The organism is Agrobacterium sp. 22-226-1 (genome assembly GCF_053522345.1).
The window spans coordinates 257,050-275,127 of record NZ_JBNWCP010000002.1 but is presented as its reverse complement, the minus strand read 5'-3'; the positions used below and the strand labels follow the sequence as shown (position 1 = coordinate 275,127).

Here is an 18,078-nt window from a genome sequence, read left to right as displayed (position 1 = left end):
AATGCCGCCCGCACCCTGTCGAGGATGCGGGCGGGGCAGGGGATCTCTTAGTTGCCGGCAGCCTGTTTGATGGCCGCATCGCCGCGCTCGACGATCTTGTCGAGTGCCGCTTTCGCGTCCTGCTTGCCGGCCAGCATCGCCTCGAACTCTTCATTCATGATGTCGCGCACCTGCGGCAGGTTCACGAGACGCACGCCCTTGGAGTTTTCTGTCGGCGGCTTGCCCATCATCTGCAAGAGCGGCGTTTCACGGGCGGGGTTCTTGTCATAGAAGCCGGATTTCTTGGTTTCCTCATAGGCCGCGATGGTCACCGGCATATAGCCGGAGACCTGATGCAGGCGCGCCTGAATCTTGGTCTGGGAGAGGAAGTGGAAGAACTCGGCCACGCCCTTATATTCGGCGTCGCTCTTGCCGCCGAAGACCCAGAGGCTGGCGCCGCCGGGAATGGTGTTCTGCGGACCATGGCCCTCATAATAGGGCAGCTGGCCGATGCCGTAATTCATGCCGGTCTTGACGATATCGCCAAGGCCGCCGGAGGATTCGGTCAGGATGCCGCATTCGCCGGACATGAACAGCTGCTTGGCTTCCGAAGTGCGGCCGCCATAACGGAAGGTGCCGTCCTTGGCGAGATCTGCAATCGCCTGGAAATGCTCGACGAAGAGCGGCGCATTGACCGCAAGCTTCACATCCGTGCCGCCAAGGCCGTTTTCATTGCTGCCGTAGGATACGTTGTTCCAGGCGGCGAAGTTTTCGGTCTGGATCCAGGTGAGCCAGGTGGAGGTGAAGCCGCACTGGGCCGCACCGCTGGTCTTGATCTTCTTGGCGGCTTCGAAAACTTCCGGCCAGGTCTTCGGCGGGTTGGCGGCATCGAGGCCGGCCTTCTGGAAGACATCCTTGTTGTAATAAAGGATCGGCGAGGACGAATTGTAAGGGAAGGACAGCATGGTGCCGTCAGGCTTGGAATAATAGGCGACGATGCCGGCCAGATATTCATCCTTGTTAAAGGTGTAGCCGCCTTCCTTCAGCACGTCCGCCACCGGCTTGATGGCGCCGGCAGCCCCCATCATCACGCCCGAACCGGCATCGAAGACCTGAATGATCGCCGGCGGCTGCTTGGCGCGGAACGCCGCAATGCCGGCATTCAGCGTTTCCGGATAGGTGCCCTTGAAGACGGGCGTGATCTTGTATTCTTTCTGGCTGTCGTTGAACTCTTTGGCGAGCGTATCCACGACCTCGTTATTGGCGCCGGTCATGGCGTGCCACCACTGAATGTCCGTTACTGCATATGCATTCGATGTGACAAAAAACGAAAGCGCGGATGCCGCGGCGAGGCGGTAGCTGAGTTTTTTCAAGGTCATTCCTCCCGTTATGAAAACAGTAAAAGATACAGCCCCTTATTGCAGCCTATCCTCCTCGATCCGGCTGCGGGCGATCTTTTCTGTATTAGCGATCTGATTAAAAGCGAACTCTAACGAAAATGCAAGAGAACGTGGAACGATTAAAACGAAAGTGAAGGAAACGGATTTATTATTCCATTTCCTTCGTTCCATGGTTTTTTCATGCGCCCTGCCGTTGGCGGCGTGCGGGTGCGGGATTGACTCCCGCCGAAATCCAACAATCACCATTGATATGTTATTACATTACGTATTATGGTGCGGCGAATTTATGGATGTCGAAGGTGCGGATGTGTTTGGAATGAAGCGGAAAACGGCGGTCGGTTTCGGGCAAGATTCGGCCGTCGCGCCACCTGTCCGCACGGTGCCGGTTACCCTGCTGACCGGTTTTCTGGGGGCGGGCAAGACGACGTTGCTGAACGCGCTTCTGACTGAGCCGGCCATGCGCGATGCCGCGGTCATCGTCAATGAATTCGGCTCGGTGCCCATCGATCACGGTCTGGTGCGAACGGGTTCTGAACTATATTTCAGAACGACGACGGGCTGCATTTGCTGCACGGCCACCAGCGATATCCGCACCTCGCTTTACGAGCTGCATCAGGCCTTTCTGGAAGGGATGATGCCGGAAGTATCGCGGGTCGTCATCGAAACCACCGGCCTTGCCGATCCCGCGCCGATCATCAACAGCCTGATCGCCGGTGGCACGCCGGCGCTTGGCCTGCGCGATCACATCGTGGCCCGGCATTTCCACCTTTCAGGCGTGGTCACGGCCTTCGACGTTGTCTCCGGCCCCGCGATGCTCGACAACTTTATCGAAGGCTGGAAACAGCTTGCCTTCGCCGACCATATCGTTCTGACGAAAACCGATCTTGCCGATGCTGCGGCCGTGGACCGCGAAAGCCTCGCCGATCTCAATCCTGCGGCCTCGTTCCATGACCGCAATGCGGCCGATTTCGATCTGATGTCGCTGTTTGCAGCATCGGATTATTCGCTGCGCGGCAAGCCGGAGGATGTGCCGGGATGGCTTGCGGCCGACAGGCTGAGCCTTCATGCCGCCCATCGGCACGATATCAATCGCCATGGCGTCGGGGTCGAGGCTTTCGATCTGACCTTTGACGGCGCTTTCGATCCGCAGGCGATCGTCACTTTTCTGGAGCTCGTCACCAGCAATGTCCATTCCGGCCTGCTGCGGCTCAAGGGAGTTTTCGGCGCGACGGATGACCCGGAGCGGCCGGTTGTCGCCCACGCGGTGCAGCATCGGCTTTATCCATTGACCCGGCTGGAGCGCTGGCCGGATGGCAATCGTTCCACGCGCATCGTGCTGATCGGCATGGATATGCCGCAACAGCCGATCCGCGCTCTCTTCGACACATTGGCCGCGCAGACGGGGCGAAAGGTATTCAGATGATGCTAAAAACGAATCCGCTTGCGCGCAGCGGCTCTGCGATCGTCTCGCAGGCCCGCATCATGAAGGACTGGACGCGGGAACTGCTGTTTCTTTCAGAAGACGACATTGTTTCCGTCCACGAGATCGCCTGCGCGTTGCCGAATTGCCCGCCGAAGGAAACCGTGATCCTCATTCTGTCCGCATCCGGCAGTACCCGGCAATTGTCGGTTCACAAGGCGCTGCTGGATGTAGCCCGCCATGATATCCTCGGGGCCATTGTCGCCGATGTGCCGTAGGGCCGTGTGAAATATCGCCCGCTTGACGGCAAGAGCGTCTTCCGGCACTTCGGCAAAGACCGCGAGATTCGCGGATGATAAAGGGTGGGCGATGGCCGATGTGGCGGTATATGCGGGTTTGTTCCTGACGGCGTTTATCGCGGCGACCATTCTACCCATGCAGTCGGAGGCCGCACTGGCCGGCCTCATCCTTCTGAAATCACAGCCCATCTGGCTGCTGGTCGCCGTGGCCAGCGCCGGCAATGTCGCCGGTTCCTTCGTCAACTGGCTGCTCGGCCGCGGCATCGAGCGGTTTAGGCATGAACGCTGGTTTCCCGTAGGGGAGGTGGCGCTGGAGCGCGCCCAGAACTGGTATCGGCACTATGGCAAATGGTCCCTGCTGCTTAGCTGGGCGCCGCTGATCGGCGATCCGCTGACGGTCGCGGCCGGCATCATGAAGGAACCGCTGCCGGTCTTTCTGCTGCTGGTCACCATCGCCAAGGTCGGGCGTTATCTCGTTCTGGCGCTGGTGACGCTGAATTTTCTATAAAGCTCTCCTCCGTCATGCCGGACTGGATCCGGCATCCAGCCACGGCGCGTCTGCGCCGTGAAGAGAGTCTTTCGCGATCAAGGACTTGATCGCGCTGGACCCCGGACCTAGTCCGGGGTGACGGTTTGCAGATGCTTCGCATCGGTAGCTATCGATCAAGCCGCCTGCCTGTCCCAGCTTGCGAAAGGATCGGGCAGGTGCCGCCATGCATCCGGTGTGAATGCCTCGGTATCGATCAGGCAGGCATCGAGCTGCGCGCGGATGCGCGCCTCGTTCATCGGGTCTGAGCCGATGAAGACGATTTCCTGTCGCCGGTCGCCGAAGACCGGATCGAGATAGGGCTTCATCATATCGAGGAACTGCTTTTCGCGCGGCCATTGCTCCTTCGGCACGGCGGACCACCACAGGCCCATCTTGCCGGTGCGCACCAACGCGCCGGCCTGGCTGATCTCGCCGACATAACGCGGACGCGTCGCCAGCCAGAAAAAGCCCTTGGCGCGCACCACGCCGGGCCAGGCGCGGTCGATGAAGCGCTGGAACAGCACGGGGTCGAACGGCTTTTGGGCGCGGTAAACGAAGGAGCGAATGCCATATTCCTCGGTTTCGGGAATGTGGTCCTTGAAGCCGTGCAATTCCTTGAACCACAGGGGGTGTTCTTCGGCCCTGGCGAAATCGAAACGGCCGGTGCCGAGAACCTCCTTCAGCGCCACCTTGCCGAAATCGGCCTCGATAAGTTTCGCATCCGGGTTCAGCCCGACGATGATCTTGCGGGCGGCGTCCCGCTCCGCCGGCGTCGCGGTGCCGATCTTGTTGAGGACGACGACATCGGCGAATTCGATCTGCTCCACCAGAAGGTCGACGATGGTGCGGTTGTCGCCATCGCCCGCCGTTTCGCCCCGGTCGGCCAGAAAATCGGAAGAACCGTAGTCGTTGAGAAGATTGGCGGCATCCACCACCGTCACCATGGTGTCGAGACGCGCGACATCGGAAAGGCTGCGGCCGTTTTCATCGCGAAAATCGAAGGTTGCGGCCACCGGAAGCGGCTCGGCGATGCCGGTGGATTCGATCAGCAGGTAATCGAAACGGCCCTGTTCGGCCAGCGCCCGCACCTCCGTCAAGAGATCGTCGCGCAGCGTGCAACAGATGCAGCCATTGGTCATTTCCACCAATTGCTCTTCCGTGCGGGAGAGATTGGCGCCGCCATCGCGCACCAGTGCGGCGTCGATATTGATCTCGCTCATGTCATTGACGATCAACGCCACGCGCAGACCATCGCGATTGGCGAGAATATGGTTGAGAAGCGTCGTCTTGCCGGCGCCCAGAAAGCCGGAAAGCACGGTGACGGGAAGTTTTTGCGACATATGGACCTCGTTCTTTGGCAACGCTCGCGTGGACCTCATGGCGGCCACGCGCACGATCTGGAAACGACGGGTTCGGTGCTGTCCCGTCTTTGTTTTGTAACGTAATAACATTACATATTGACCGCCTGTCAACGGGCGACAAAAAAAAACGTTCCGCAATGCGGGAGTGGCGGCCTTATGCGAAGCGCAACGTATCTTTCCGATAGTTAATGTTATTTCATTACGTATTCGTTTGACGAATGTAATAACATTACATATCAAGGGCCATCGAATGACATCCTGCCCCGGAGGGATCGATGAGCGATCCGTGCCTCGCCTTCAAAAACCTGACGCTTGGATATGCCGGCCGCGCGGCTGTGCATCATCTGAATGGCGATATCGCCAGAGGCTCGCTCACTGCGGTGGTCGGCGCCAATGGCTCTGGAAAATCGACGCTGATGAAAGGCATTGCCGGCATTTTGAAGCCGCTCGGCGGCGAATGCCGGGTAAGCCCAAATCTCTCCGTCGCTTATCTGCCGCAGCAATCGGAACTCGACCGCTCTTTTCCGGCGCAGGTGCGGGATCTGGTGGCGCTTGGTCTCTGGCCGAAACGCGGCCTGCTTGGCCGCCACCGTCCCGAAGACCGGGCGGCGATGGGCCGTGTTATGGAGGCAGTCGGGCTTTCCGGTTTTGAGAGGCGCAATATCGACTCGCTTTCCGGCGGGCAGATGCAGCGCGCCCTTTTTGCCCGCGCCATGTTGCAGGATGCGCAGCTGATCCTGCTCGACGAACCCTTCAACGCCGTCGACGAGCGCACCGTTTCCGACCTTATGGTCCTGATCAAATCATGGGTGGCGGAGGGACGCACGGTTCTGGCCGTCCTTCATGACTTCCAGCTTGTGCGGCAGCATTTTCCGGAGACCCTGTTCCTTGCCCGAAAGCTTGTCGGCCTTGGTCCAACGGCCGAAGTTCTGAAGGCGGAGAACATCCGGCAGGCGCGACATTTCCACGAGGCGTGGGAGGAAAATGCGCCCTGGTGCGAACCGGCCGAGGCGCCTTCGCTGCAGATCGTCGGGGCAAGTCCGCAAGCGGCATCCGCCCATTCCCATGCTCACTCCCACGCGAATTCGAATGTCCATGGCTGATATCTTCATCCAACCCTTCGTCCAATATGTCTTCATGCAGCGCGCGCTTGCCGGTGCGCTGATCCTTGCCATCAGCTGCGGCCCGGTCGGTGTGTTTCTGATGCTGCGCCGCATGAGCCTGACGGGCGACGCCATGTCTCACGCCATCCTGCCGGGAGCGGCGGTCGGGTTTCTGTTCTACGGGCTGGAAATCCTGCCCATGACCATCGGCGGGCTGGCCGTCGGCCTTCTGGTCGCGCTGGGTGCAGGCGCTGTGTCACGCTTCACCATCCAGAAGGAAGACGCCTCGCTTGCCGCCTTTTATCTCATCTCGCTGGCGCTCGGCGTGCTGCTCGTCTCATGGCGCGGTTCCAGCGTCGATCTGATGCATGTGCTGTTCGGCACCGTACTGGCGCTGAACAATGAGGCGCTCGGCCTGATCGGCGGCATCTGCATCGTAACGCTTTTGGTGATGATAACCTTCTGGCGGGCGCTGCTGACGGAATGCCTCGACCCCCTGTTCCTGCGCTCGGTCAGCAACTGGGGCAGCCCGGTGCATTTCCTCTTCCTTGCCATCGTCGTGCTCAATCTGGTCGGCGGCTTTCAGGCGCTGGGAACGCTGCTCTCCGTCGGGCTGATGATGCTGCCCGCCGCCGCCAGCCGCTTCTGGTCCAACCGTGTCGCGCCCATGTGCTTCATCTCCATCGGCATCGGCATGGTGTCCTGCTTTGCCGGCCTGCTTTTGTCCTATCACGCGTCGCTGCCATCCGGCCCGGCGATCATCCTTTCCGCGGGCGCCATCTATGCGCTCTCCATCCTCGTCGGCACGCGCGGCGTGCTCAGCGATCTTCTCGGTTCCGGCCGTCACAGGACGGCCTGAAAACAGCGTTCGAAAAAGGAGAACCTTCATGTTCAAAACCTTCCGTCTGGCCACCTGCGCCAGCCTTCTTTCCCTCTCTCCGGTTCTGATGGCGCAGGCCTCCGCCGCCGAACTCAAGGTCGTTGCCAGTTTCTCGATCATCGCCGATTTTGCGAAGAACGTCGGCGGCGACCGCGTCGAAATCACCACGCTGGTCGGGCCGGACGGCGACGCGCATGTCTATGAACCCCGCCCGGCAGATGCCGTCGCCGTCAGCAAGGCGGATGTGGTGCTGGTCAACGGTCTGGAATTCGAAGGTTTCCTGAAACGGCTGATCGACACCAGCGGCACCAAGGCGCCGGTGGTGGAACTGACCAAGGGCGTGGAGCCGCTCAAGCTTTCCGAAGAGCCGGCCGGTCACGCCCATCCGGAAGCCGAGGAAGAGGAAGGTCATGACCACAAGGCAGAAGAAGCCGGCCACAGCCATGAGACCGCCGAGGCCCATGATCACGACCAGGGCCATGAAGGACATCACCACCACGGCGAGTTCGACCCGCATGCCTGGCAGTCGATCAAGAACGCCGAAATCTACGTGAAGAACATTGCCGGCGCCTTTTGCGAGGTCGACAAGGCCGGTTGCGCGACCTACACCGCCAATTCGGATGCCTATATCACCAAGCTTGCTGCTTTGAACGAGAAGGTGAAGACCGAGATCGCCGCCATCCCGCCGGAAAAGCGCGTCATCATCACCTCGCATGACGCCTTCGGTTATTTCGAGCATGCCTATGGCCTGAATTTCCTCGCACCTGAAGGCTTATCGACGGAATCCGAAGCCTCGGCCGCCGATGTCGCCAAGCTTGTGGATCAGGTGAAGCACGACAAGGCCTCGGCGATCTTCGTCGAAAATATCACCGACAAGCGGCTGATCGATCAGATCGCCAGCGAAACCGGCCTGAAGGTTGGCGGCACACTCTATTCCGACGCGCTTTCGACCGCTGAGGGCCCGGCTGCGACCTATATCGACATGATCAACCACAATATCGAGACGATCACGGCGGCTGTGCTCGGCCAGTAAGTTTGATCATATCGCTGTGAGTTCGGGGAGGGTGGCCTGTGTCGCCCTCTCTGCTTTTGTGTTAATGCAACGGCCCTGGAACTCTTCCTTTAGCGATTTCCATATTGGTGCTAAAACGCCTCCTCATGTCCGATGCGCTTCACATCTTCACTGACGGTTCCTTCGACGATGCTTCCAGTTCCGGAGGATGGGCGTTCGTGGTTCATGAAGCGGGCCACCAAGTCCATTCCGCTTCAGGCAGGACTGTCGGCACATCCAACAATACGTTCGAAGTCCTCGCCGTCCTCAACGCAATGTCGTGGGTCGCCGTAGAAGCGCCAACGCGGTCAGTCACGCTCTGGACGGATGCCGTTCATGTCATCGAAAGCTGCCGCCGATATAGGGCGATCTGGCGCAACAACGGCTGGAAGCGGATCACGCCCAACCAGCGCACCCGCCGAAGACCGATCCCCGACAGGGAAATCTGGCAGCAGCTCGACAGCCTGCTGGAGCGGCATCCCCATGTGGTTGTAGAATGGTGCAAAGGGCATTCCGGCACTGTCGGCAACGAGCATGCCGATGCATTGGCGCGTGGAGTGGCCCGCGCGAAGGTGCTTTAGCCGGCGGCCGTCAGTCGCCGTGACTCGGCGCGTCAATCTCTTCACTTCAGCCATCCCCGTCTCGACCTTTTTCCGTATCGAGCGGTTGCGCCGGTACTCTTTCGCGGCTCCAGCAGAATGGTGTGCACGCACGGCCGCCTTGCCGGTTGACAATCGACATCCCGTTTGAAATGGTAAGATGTCAGACCAATTTAGAGGGTGCGTCTTGGACAGGTCCAGCCGGGAACTCATGCAGCCGATTCCACCGAGCGACCGCGTGCGCCAGGTGGAGGCCGCGCTTTCCGACTATGTGGAGCGGGCAGGGCTGAAGGCTGGAGACCGGCTGCCGGCCGAGCGGGAACTGATGGCGGCGCTGGGTGTTGGCCGCTCCACCATTCGCGAAGTCATCCGCAAGTTTCAGGCGCTCGGTGTCATCGATAGCCGCAAGGGCAGCGGCAATTATCTGCTGAAGCCGATTTCCGCCGCCACCGTGCATATGCCGATTTCCATCGATGCCGAAAGCCTGCGCGATGCGCTGCTGATGACGCTGGAAGTGCGGCGCGGCATCGAGGTCGAGGCCTCCATGGCCGCTGCGCGCCGCCGCACGGCAGACGATATCGCCACCATGGAAGCACGGCTCGATGAGATGGAGCGGGTGCATCTGGCCGAGGGAACCTCTGGCAAGGCGGACCTCGCCTTTCACCTCTCTATCTATGACGCCACGCATAATTCGCTGTTCAAGCAGCTGTTGGAGCAGATGCGTGAAGGTTTCGAACGCTTCTGGTCGAAACCCTTTGACCGGCCGGATTTCGCCAGCCGCTCCTTTCCCTTTCACCGCACGCTGTTCAACGCGATCGCCGCCGGGGATGCGGAAAAGGCGCGGGAAGAAACATTGAAAATCCTCGCTGTCGTCGAGGAAGATATCAAGGACATGTCGAAATGAACCATGGCAACGATCTCTTCGATCCCGCCTCATTTATCGTTGCGCATGACGAGGCCCACGCCTTTGAGGCCGTGGTGCCGCCCATCGTGCAGACCTCGCTTTTCACCTTTTCCAGCTATGACGAGATGGTCTCCACCTATCGCGGCGAAAAGGTGCGGCCGGTCTATACGCGCGGGCTGAACCCCACGGTGCGGCTGTTCGAAGAGATGCTGGCGAAGCTGGAAGGTGCCGAAGATGCGCTCGGTTTTGCAAGCGGCATGTCGGCCATTTCCTCCACCGTGCTGTCCTTCGTTTCTCCCGGCGACCGTATCGTTGCCGTCCGCCATGTCTATCCCGACGCGTTTCGCCTGTTCGGCACCTTCATGCAGCGCATGAATATCGAAGTGACCTATGTCGACGGCCGCGATGAGGCGGCGGTTGAAAAGGCGATGCCGGGCGCAAAGCTGTTTTACATGGAAAGCCCGACGAGCTGGGTGATGGAAGCCCATGATGTCGGCGCGCTGGCGGCCATCGGCAAGCGGCATGGCGCCGTCACCGTCATCGATAATTCCTGGGCAAGCCCGGTCTTCCAGCAGCCGATCTCGCTCGGCGTCGATCTCGTCGTGCATTCGGCCTCGAAATATCTCGGCGGCCATAGCGATGTGGTTTCCGGCGTGGTGGCCGGTTCGAAGGCGATGATCGACCGCATCCGGGCGGAAACCTATCCCTATCTCGGTGGCAAGATGTCACCCTTCGATGCCTGGCTGCTCATTCGCGGGCTTCGCACCCTGCCGCTGCGCATGAAGGCGCATCAGGCCTCGGCTTTGGATATCGCAACGCGTCTTCACGCGCTGGATGTGGTGGAAACCGTCTGCCATCCCGGGCTGGCGAACCACCTGCCGCCGGGTCTCAACGGCACGTCGGGCCTGTTTTCCTTCATCTTCAAGGAAGGGGTGGATGTGCGCGCTTTTGCCGATCGCCTCAAGCTTTTCAAGCTGGGTGTTTCCTGGGGCGGGCATGAAAGCCTGATCGTCCCCGGCGAAGTGGTGCTCGAACAGAAGGCGCAGCCAAACTCCGCCCACACCTTCGGCATCAGCGCGCGTTCGGTGCGCCTGCATGTCGGGCTGGAGGGCACGGAAGCCCTCTGGAACGATCTCGAACCGGCGATCAAGGCGGCCTCCGCCGCCTGACGCGTTTTTAAACTGACGACAAAAAAGGGGAGAACGACATGAAAAAACTGGTAACAGCAGCAATCTTCACCGCCCTGATGACCGGAACGGCGCTGGCGGACACGACCTTGAAACTGGTGGAAGTCATCACCAGCCCGGAACGCACCGAAACGCTGAAAGGCATCGTCTCGAAATTCGAAGCGGCCAATCCCGGCACCAAGGTGGAAATCATCTCGCTTCCATGGAGCGAGGCTTTCCAGAAATTCGCCACCATGGTCTCTGCGGGCGATATTCCCGATGTGATGGAAATGCCTGATACTTGGCTGTCGCTCTATGCCAATAACGGCATACTCGAAAGCCTTGAGCCTTATCTCGCAAAGTGGGAACACACCGCGGGCCTCAGTGACCGTACGCTGGAACTCGGCCGTGACGTGAAGGACACGGCCTATATGCTGCCCTACGGCTTTTATCTCCGCGCCATGTTCTACAACAAGAAGCTGCTGGAACAGGCCGGCGTGAAGGAGCCGCCGAAGACGCTCGACGAATTCGCCGATGCCTCGAAGAAGGTCGCGGCCCTTCCCGGCAAATATGGCTATTGCCTGCGCGGCGGCCCGGGCGGGCTGAATGGCTGGGTCATGTTCGGCGCATCCATGGCCGGTTCGAACGAGTTCTTCACCAAGGACGGCACCTCCACCTTCGATAGCACCGGCTGGGTGAAGGGCCTGACCTATGTGATCGATCTCTACAAGAACGGTTACGCGCCGAAGGACAGCGTCAACTGGGGTTTCAACGAGATCGTTGCCGGCTTTTATTCCGGCACCTGCGCTTTCCTCGATCAGGACCCGGATGCGCTGATCGCCATTGCCCAGCGCATGAAGCCGGAAGATTTCGGCGTCATGACCATGCCGAAGGGACCTGACGGCAAGACCTTCCCGACGATTGGTTTCGCCGGCTGGTCGATGATGTCGAAATCCGAAAACAAGGACCTGTCCTGGAAGCTGATCGAGACGCTTGAAGGGCCGGAAGGCAATATCGAGTGGAACAAGAAGACCGGTGCGCTGCCGGTGCACAAGTCGGCGGAGAAGGACCCCTTCTACGCCAGCGAGCAGTTCAAGGGCTGGTTCGATGAACTGGCCGACAAGAACGCCGTGCCGACGACGATGCCGACCTATCTCGAGGAATTCGCTTTCTTCAAGGATTCGCTTGTGATCAAGACATCGCAGGAAGCGCTGCTCGGCGATATCACGCCGGAGGACCTTGCCAAGCAATGGGCTGATTACATGACCAAGGCGCAGCAGAAGTTCCTGGCCTCGAAGTAACGACATTGACCGGCCGTGCGGGCGCAAATGCCCGTGCGGCAGTCTTGCCGGCCTTCGCTGCGACAGGCCTTTTCATAGAAATTTTTCGGATCGGTGAGCCGAGAGGCTGGAAAACCCGTCCGTTCCGTCGTCCGATCAGGGAGCGATACAATGTCCTATGCCCATGGCGCCGGGCCGGTGGCTGCGCGCAAACCGGCCGGCAAGCCTGCGATGCGGCGGTTTGCCGATTGGGCCGAACCGTGGCTTTACAGCGCGCCGGTCCTCGTGCTCATCGTCGCGGTCATGCTGGTGCCGCTGGTGCTTGGCCTCTCCTATGCCTTTCGCGATGTGCAGCTGCTCAATCCGTTTTCCGGCGGTTTCGTTGGCCTCAAACATCTGGAGGCGCTGTCGCAGGATGCGGCCTTTTACCGGGCGCTGAAAAACACGCTATGGTGGACCGGCGCTTCGGTTTTCCTGCAATTCTTCTTCGGCCTCATTCTGGCGCTGCTGCTCGATAAACCCTTCGCGGGCAGGGGACTGGCGCAGGCGCTGGTATTCCTGCCATGGGCCGTTCCGACATTTCTTGCTGGCCTCAACTGGGCGTGGCTGTTCAATCCGGTCATTGGGCCGCTGCCGCACTGGATGGTTTCGCTCGGGCTGTTATCCGCACCCAACAATATCCTCGCCGATCCGCAGCTTGCCATGTGGGGGCCGATCATCGCCAATGTCTGGTGGGGCATTCCTTTCTTCGCCATCACTTTGCTGGCAGCACTTCAGGCCATCCCGCGCGATCTTTACGAGGCGGCGGAAATTGACGGGGCAAACCCGCTGCAGCGTTTCACCTCCATCACCCTGCCGTTTCTGGCGCCCACCATCGCCATCACCGTCCTGCTGCGCACCGTCTGGATCGCCAATTTCGCCGATCTCATCATCGTCATGACCAATGGCGGGCCGGCCGACCGCACGCAGATCGTCGCCAGCTACATCTTCACGCAGGCCTTCCGGCGTCTGGATTTCGGTTATGCCTCGGCCATCGCGCTGGTGCTGCTGGTGCTGCTGCTTGCCTATTCCATGCTGATCGTGCTGCTGCGCCAGCGCCTGATCGAGAAGGACTGACCGATGACCTCAAGGATATTTCTCACCCTTGCCCATCGTCTGGCGATCCTTGCCTATATCGCCTTTGCACTGTTCCCACTGTTCTGGCTGCTCAAGGTGTCCGTGACGCCGAATGATCTGCTCTATAGCGAAGGTGTGAGGATGTGGCCATCGCGGGCGACATGGGATCATTATCGTTTCGTCATTGAAAACAGCGCCTTCCCGACGTTTTTTAAGAACAGCGTCATCGTCGCGGGCTCCACGGCAATTGCCGTGACGATACTCTCTTCGCTGTCGGGTTACGCGCTGTCACGCTTCCGTTTCAAGGGCAAATACTGGATTGTCGCCCTGATGCTGATCACCCAGATGTTTCCGCTGGTCATGCTGGTCGCACCGATCTTCAAGATGCTGTCGCCCCTCGGCCTCACCAACAGCCTGACGGGCCTCGTCATCGTCTACACCGCCTTCAACGTGCCCTTCGCCACCTTCCTGATGCAGTCGTTCTTCGATGGCATTCCGAAGGATCTGGAAGAGGCGGCGATGATCGACGGGGCGAGCCGGTTTACGGCCTTCCGCCAGATCATCCTGCCGCTGACGCTGCCGGGCATTGCCGCGACGCTCGGTTTCGTCTTCACCGCCGCGTGGAGCGAGCTTCTGTTTGCGCTGATGCTGATTTCCGGCAATCAGAGCGCCACTTTCCCGGTTGGCCTTCTGACCTTCGTTTCGAAATTCTCCGTCGATTTCGGGCAGATGATGGCGGCGGGCGTTCTGGCGCTCATTCCGGCCTGCCTCTTCTTCCTGCTCATTCAACGTTATCTCGTGCAGGGCCTGACGGCCGGCGCGGTGAAAGGATAATCCCATGGCTTCCATCGAGCTGAAGAATGTCGGCAAGACCTATGGCGACCTCGCCGTGCTGCATGGCGTCGATCTTGATATCAGGGATGGCGAGTTCATCGTCCTCGTCGGTCCCTCCGGCTGCGGAAAATCGACGCTGCTGCGCATGATCGCCGGGCTTGAAGAGATAACATCCGGCGACCTGTCCATCGACGGCGAACGCGTCAATGATCGCCGGCCGAAGGATCGTGATATCGCCATGGTCTTCCAGTCCTATGCGCTCTATCCGCATATGAGTGTCGCCGACAATATGAGCTATAGCCTGCGCCTGCGCCGCAGCCCGAAGGAAACCATCGCGGCGGCGGTGGCCGGTGCTTCCGCGAAACTTGGCCTCGATCCCTATCTCGCCCGCCGCCCGAAGGCGCTCTCCGGCGGCCAGCGTCAGCGCGTCGCCATGGGCCGCGCCATCGTGCGCCAGCCAAAAGCCTTCCTGTTCGATGAGCCGCTATCCAACCTCGATGCCCGGCTGCGCGAGCAGATGCGGGCCGAAATCAAACGCATGCATGCCGATCTTGGCGCAACCTCGGTCTACGTCACCCATGACCAGATCGAGGCGATGACGCTTGCCTCACGTATCGTCGCCATGAATGCCGGCCATGTGCAGCAGATCGGCGCACCGCTCGATCTTTACGATCGTCCCGCCAATCTCTTCGTCGCTGGCTTCATCGGTTCGCCCGGCATGAATTTCCTCGAAGGACGGCTCGTGCAGGAGAATGGCGGCAGTTTCGTCGTGCTGGGTGACGGCACGCGCCTTGCGCTTGGCCGGGAAGTGGACCTCGCCGATGGCGAGCCGGTCACGCTCGGCATCCGCCCGGAACATGTCACCGTAGCACCGGCTGAAGGCGGTGTGGAGGCAACCGTCGATCTGGTCGAGCCGACCGGCCTCGGCGTCATCCTGCACCTCACCGTGCATGGATTGCCGTTCAAGCTGTTTTCATCAGACCGGGCATTGTTGCAGCCGGGTAAATCCCTGCGGGTCGGTTTCCCGCAGGAAAGGCTGCATGTCTTTGATCGGAATGGCGTGAGGATCGGGGAGGCGTGAGGTTTGGCATAGTACTCGGCGGGAGGGTTTCCTGTGCCGTTGTATGCCCCCTTCGTCATTTTGGCTAAAGCCGGAGCGACGGAAAGCTGGAAACGTTGAGAACCTTCGCAAACGCGCCAACCGTGGCATCAGATTGCCCTTCGGTCGTCTATTGTGGAGGCTCCGGCTGGATGTGAGCTTTCACAGGATTTTTCGTTCACGCGCCTGCGGGTCCGCTGTGAATGAAAAACCTTGTGAAAGTCAGCACCTAGATCGCCGCACCCTTTTCATCGAACCTGTGGATCTTGGTGTCATCCGGCGTGATGAACACGGTATCGCCATGCCTGCATTCGAACTCGCCATCGGTCCTTGCGGTGATCGGCCCGATGCCGGTCACCTCGAGATGCAGGAAGGTATCCGATCCGAGATGTTCGGCCACCGTGACCTTGCCCTGCCACAGCCCGCTTTCCTTCGACAGCACTAAATGCTCCGGCCGCACGCCGGCGGTGGTCGCGTTCTTGCTGCGGGCATAATCGCCGGTCACCAAGTTCATGCGCGGTGAGCCGATGAAGCCGGCGACGAAGAGGTTGGCGGGGGTGCGGTAAAGCTCCATCGGTGAGCCGACCTGCTCGATATTGCCGCGGTTGAGCACCACGATCTTGTCGGCCATGGTCATCGCCTCCACCTGGTCGTGGGTGACATAGATCATCGTCGTCTTCAGCGTGTTGTGCAGCTCGGAGATTTCCAGCCGCATGGTGCCGCGCAGCGCCGCATCGAGGTTGGAAAGCGGCTCGTCGAACAGGAAGGCGGAAGGTTCGCGCACGATGGCGCGGCCGATGGCGACACGCTGGCGCTGGCCGCCTGACAGCTGCGAAGGCCGGCGCTCGAGATAATCGGTGAGGTTCAGCACCCGGGCGGCATCTTCCACCTTTTTATCGATAACCGCCTTGTCGAGCTTGGCCATCTTCAGCGGGAAGGCGATGTTGTTCCTGACGCTCATATGCGGATAAAGCGCATAGGACTGGAACACCATGGCAAGGCCGCGCTCGGCCGGCGCCTTTTCCGTCACATCCTTGCCGTCGATGACGATCTTGCCGCCGGAAACATCTTCCAGCCCGGCGATGAGGCGCAAAAGCGTGGACTTGCCGCAGCCGGAGGGACCGACGAAGACGACGAATTCGCCGTCATGGATATCGAGATCGATCGACGGGATGACTTTCGCCTCACCGAAGAGCTTGGACACGTTCTGAAGGGAAATGCTGCCCATGTTTGTCGTTCCTTATTTCACGGCGCCAAAGGTCAGGCCACGCACGAGTTGCTTCTGCGAGAACCAGCCGATGACGAGAATGGGGGCGATCGCCATCATCGAGGCGGCCGAGAGTTTTGCCCAGAACAGCCCCTGCGGTGAGGAGAAGGAGGCGATGAAGGCCGTCAGCGGCGCGGCATTGGTGGTGGTCAGCCTGATTGTCCAGAAGGATTCATTCCAGGCAAGGATGACGTTCAGGAGCAGCGTCGAGGCAATGCCCGGAACCGCCATTGGTGTGAGCACATGCACGATCTCGTTCCACAAGGATGCGCCATCCATGCGGGCGGCTTCGAGAATCTCGCCGGGGATTTCCCGGAAGTAGGTGTAAAGCATCCAGATGACGATCGGCAGGTTGATGAAGGTCAGCATGATGGTGAGCCCGATGCGGGTATCGAGCAGGCCGGCATTGCGGAAGATCAGATAGATCGGCACCAAGACGGCGACGGCCGGCATCATCTTGGTGGAGAGCATCCACATCAAGATGTCCCTGGTGCGCCTGGTCGGCGAGAACGCCATGGCCCAGGCGGCGGGAATGGCGATGATCAGCGCGATGATCGTCGAGCCGAGCGACAGCACCACCGAGTTCATGAACGGCTTGAAGTAATCGCGCTGGGTCTGGACCGTCACATAGTTTTCCAGCGTGCCGGACGGAATGAGGCTGAAGCCGGCGATCGCCTCCGGTTCGGTCTTGATCGAGGTGAGGAAGGCATAGAGGATCGGGAAGAACAGCAGCAGCGCCACGGCCCAGGCCGCGATGGAAAAGCCGATCTTTGCACGTGTGGTTGTCTTGCGGGCCATGATGTTTCCCCCTTACCGGTCGAGGTTCTTGCCGACGGCGCGCATCAGGAAGATGGCGACGATATTGGCGAGGATGACGGCGATGATGCCGCCGGCCGAAGCGCCGCCGACGTCGTAGCCCAGAAGTGCGGTGCGATAGATGAGGAAGGCGAGGTTGGTGGAGGCGTAACCGGGGCCGCCATTGGTGGTGACGAGGATTTCCGCATAGACGCCGAGCAGGAAGATCGTCTGGATCAGGATGACGACGGTGATGGCGCGCGACAGATGTGGCAGGGTCAGATAGATGAAGCGGTTGACGAAGTTGGCGCCATCCATCTCGGCGGCTTCCTTCTGTTCGCCATCGAGCGACTGCAGGGCGGTGAGCAGGATCAGTGTCGCAAACGGCAGCCATTGCCAGGCGACGATGATGATGATGGAGAGCAGCGGAAACTGCGCAAACCAGTCGACCGGCTGCAGACCGAGGAAGCGTGAGAGATCGGCAAGCACGCCGTAACCGGGATGCATGATCATGTTCTTCCACACCAGCGCGGCCACCGGCGGCATGACGAAGAAGGGCGAGATGATCATGATGCGCACGATGCCCTGGCCGAAAATGTCGTTGTCGAGCAGGAGCGCAATGGCGATGCCGCCGATGACGGTGATCGCAAGCACGCCGCCGACGATCAAAAGCGTGTTCCAGATCGACTGGAAGAAGGCCGGGTCGGTATAGAAATACTGGTAATTGAAGAGACCGGCAAAGCTGACATTGGCCGGGTTGAGGAGATTGTAGTTCTGGAACGAGAACCAAAGGGTCATCGCCAGAGGCACGATCATCCACACCAGCAACAACAGCACCGATGGCGCAAGCATGACCCGCGCTAATCCGCTTGTGTTTCGGGTTGCCATTGGTAGTCCTCCCTCACGGATACAGTTATGAGTTTGAGCGGGACTTCAGATGAATACCGCTCGCACTTCCCCCATTTCGCTCCGGCGGCCTCTGCCGCAGGGGCATCC

At 60.1% G+C, this 18,078-nt stretch carries 18 protein-coding genes; 13 read left to right on the top strand and 5 right to left on the bottom strand.

What is annotated here, in order from left to right; translation table 11 throughout:
• Positions 1 to 47: 47 nt before the first annotated feature.
• Positions 48 to 1,358 carry a sn-glycerol-3-phosphate ABC transporter substrate-binding protein UgpB gene (gene ugpB / locus ACQZ5K_RS04260; RefSeq protein ID WP_127758043.1) on the bottom strand — a complete coding sequence of 437 codons (1,311 nt, stop codon included), beginning with the start codon at positions 1,356 to 1,358 and terminating at the stop codon, positions 48 to 50.
• A gap of 337 nt (positions 1,359 to 1,695) precedes the next feature.
• On the opposite strand from ugpB, the gene ACQZ5K_RS04255 reads away from it, so the two are divergent.
• The 3 genes from ACQZ5K_RS04255 to ACQZ5K_RS04245 all read left to right on the top strand — a co-directional run bounded on the left by ACQZ5K_RS04255 (position 1,696) and on the right by ACQZ5K_RS04245 (position 3,606).
• Positions 1,696 to 2,802: a CobW family GTP-binding protein gene (locus tag ACQZ5K_RS04255; protein ID WP_448739707.1), complete on the top strand. Its 1,107-nt coding sequence runs from the start codon at positions 1,696 to 1,698 to the stop codon at positions 2,800 to 2,802.
• On the top strand, positions 2,799 to 3,077 hold the full coding sequence (locus tag ACQZ5K_RS04250) for a hypothetical protein (protein WP_137004606.1): 279 nt from the start codon (positions 2,799 to 2,801) through the stop codon (positions 3,075 to 3,077). The genes ACQZ5K_RS04255 and ACQZ5K_RS04250 overlap by 4 nt, the downstream gene beginning before the upstream one ends.
• A gap of 91 nt (positions 3,078 to 3,168) precedes the next feature.
• Positions 3,169 to 3,606 carry a YqaA family protein gene (locus ACQZ5K_RS04245; protein WP_137004605.1) on the top strand — a complete coding sequence of 146 codons (438 nt, stop codon included), beginning with the start codon at positions 3,169 to 3,171 and terminating at the stop codon, positions 3,604 to 3,606.
• 155 nt (positions 3,607 to 3,761) lie between these two features.
• Here the strand turns inward: ACQZ5K_RS04245 and zigA are convergent, their stop codons facing one another.
• Complete coding sequence (zigA, locus tag ACQZ5K_RS04240; RefSeq protein ID WP_137004604.1) at positions 3,762 to 4,967, bottom strand: zinc metallochaperone GTPase ZigA; 1,206 nt, start codon at positions 4,965 to 4,967, stop codon at positions 3,762 to 3,764.
• 296 nt (positions 4,968 to 5,263) lie between these two features.
• Between zigA and aztA the strand changes: the two genes are divergently transcribed.
• The 10 genes from aztA (at position 5,264) to ACQZ5K_RS04190 (ending at position 15,002) form a co-directional block, all read left to right on the top strand.
• Positions 5,264 to 6,091: a zinc ABC transporter ATP-binding protein AztA gene (aztA, locus tag ACQZ5K_RS04235; protein WP_137004603.1), complete on the top strand. Its 828-nt coding sequence runs from the start codon at positions 5,264 to 5,266 to the stop codon at positions 6,089 to 6,091.
• Positions 6,084 to 6,950, top strand: coding sequence for a zinc ABC transporter permease AztB (gene aztB, locus ACQZ5K_RS04230; protein WP_137004602.1), 867 nt, complete (start codon positions 6,084 to 6,086; stop codon positions 6,948 to 6,950). Before aztA ends, aztB begins: the two co-directional genes overlap by 8 nt.
• A 28-nt stretch (positions 6,951 to 6,978) precedes the next feature.
• Positions 6,979 to 8,004 carry a zinc ABC transporter substrate-binding protein AztC gene (gene aztC / locus ACQZ5K_RS04225; RefSeq protein ID WP_137004601.1) on the top strand — a complete coding sequence of 342 codons (1,026 nt, stop codon included), beginning with the start codon at positions 6,979 to 6,981 and terminating at the stop codon, positions 8,002 to 8,004.
• Between the two features lie 125 nt (positions 8,005 to 8,129).
• Positions 8,130 to 8,603 carry a ribonuclease H family protein gene (locus ACQZ5K_RS04220; protein ID WP_137004600.1) on the top strand — a complete coding sequence of 158 codons (474 nt, stop codon included), beginning with the start codon at positions 8,130 to 8,132 and terminating at the stop codon, positions 8,601 to 8,603.
• 229 nt (positions 8,604 to 8,832) lie between these two features.
• A complete protein-coding gene (locus tag ACQZ5K_RS04215) occupies positions 8,833 to 9,525 on the top strand; it encodes a FadR/GntR family transcriptional regulator (protein WP_175422112.1) in 693 nt (230 codons plus the stop codon).
• A complete protein-coding gene (locus ACQZ5K_RS04210; RefSeq protein WP_137004598.1) occupies positions 9,522 to 10,694 on the top strand; it encodes a PLP-dependent transferase in 1,173 nt (390 codons plus the stop codon). Before ACQZ5K_RS04215 ends, ACQZ5K_RS04210 begins: the two co-directional genes overlap by 4 nt.
• Positions 10,695 to 10,732: 38 nt before the next feature.
• Positions 10,733 to 11,992, top strand: coding sequence for an ABC transporter substrate-binding protein (locus ACQZ5K_RS04205; protein ID WP_137004597.1), 1,260 nt, complete (start codon positions 10,733 to 10,735; stop codon positions 11,990 to 11,992).
• A gap of 150 nt (positions 11,993 to 12,142) precedes the next feature.
• Positions 12,143 to 13,087, top strand: coding sequence for a carbohydrate ABC transporter permease (locus tag ACQZ5K_RS04200; protein WP_137004596.1), 945 nt, complete (start codon positions 12,143 to 12,145; stop codon positions 13,085 to 13,087).
• A 3-nt stretch (positions 13,088 to 13,090) separates the two neighbouring features.
• The gene (locus ACQZ5K_RS04195; protein WP_035228147.1) at positions 13,091 to 13,921 is read left to right on the top strand and encodes a carbohydrate ABC transporter permease; all 831 of its coding nucleotides are present in this window, start codon (positions 13,091 to 13,093) and stop codon (positions 13,919 to 13,921) included.
• Between the two features lie 4 nt (positions 13,922 to 13,925).
• Positions 13,926 to 15,002: an ABC transporter ATP-binding protein gene (locus tag ACQZ5K_RS04190; RefSeq protein ID WP_135399187.1), complete on the top strand. Its 1,077-nt coding sequence runs from the start codon at positions 13,926 to 13,928 to the stop codon at positions 15,000 to 15,002.
• 247 nt (positions 15,003 to 15,249) lie between these two features.
• Here ACQZ5K_RS04190 and ACQZ5K_RS04185 read toward each other — a convergent pair whose 3' ends face one another.
• Genes ACQZ5K_RS04185 through ACQZ5K_RS04175 form a run of 3 tightly spaced genes read right to left on the bottom strand, consistent with a single transcriptional unit; the run spans position 15,250 to position 17,970 of the window.
• Positions 15,250 to 16,248 (bottom strand): ABC transporter ATP-binding protein, encoded by a 999-nt coding sequence (locus ACQZ5K_RS04185; RefSeq protein ID WP_137004594.1) that lies wholly within the window; start codon positions 16,246 to 16,248, stop codon positions 15,250 to 15,252.
• A 12-nt stretch (positions 16,249 to 16,260) separates the two neighbouring features.
• Positions 16,261 to 17,085 carry a carbohydrate ABC transporter permease gene (locus ACQZ5K_RS04180; protein WP_137004593.1) on the bottom strand — a complete coding sequence of 275 codons (825 nt, stop codon included), beginning with the start codon at positions 17,083 to 17,085 and terminating at the stop codon, positions 16,261 to 16,263.
• Between the two features lie 12 nt (positions 17,086 to 17,097).
• Positions 17,098 to 17,970: a carbohydrate ABC transporter permease gene (locus ACQZ5K_RS04175; RefSeq protein ID WP_137004592.1), complete on the bottom strand. Its 873-nt coding sequence runs from the start codon at positions 17,968 to 17,970 to the stop codon at positions 17,098 to 17,100.
• Positions 17,971 to 18,078 lie beyond the last annotated feature (108 nt).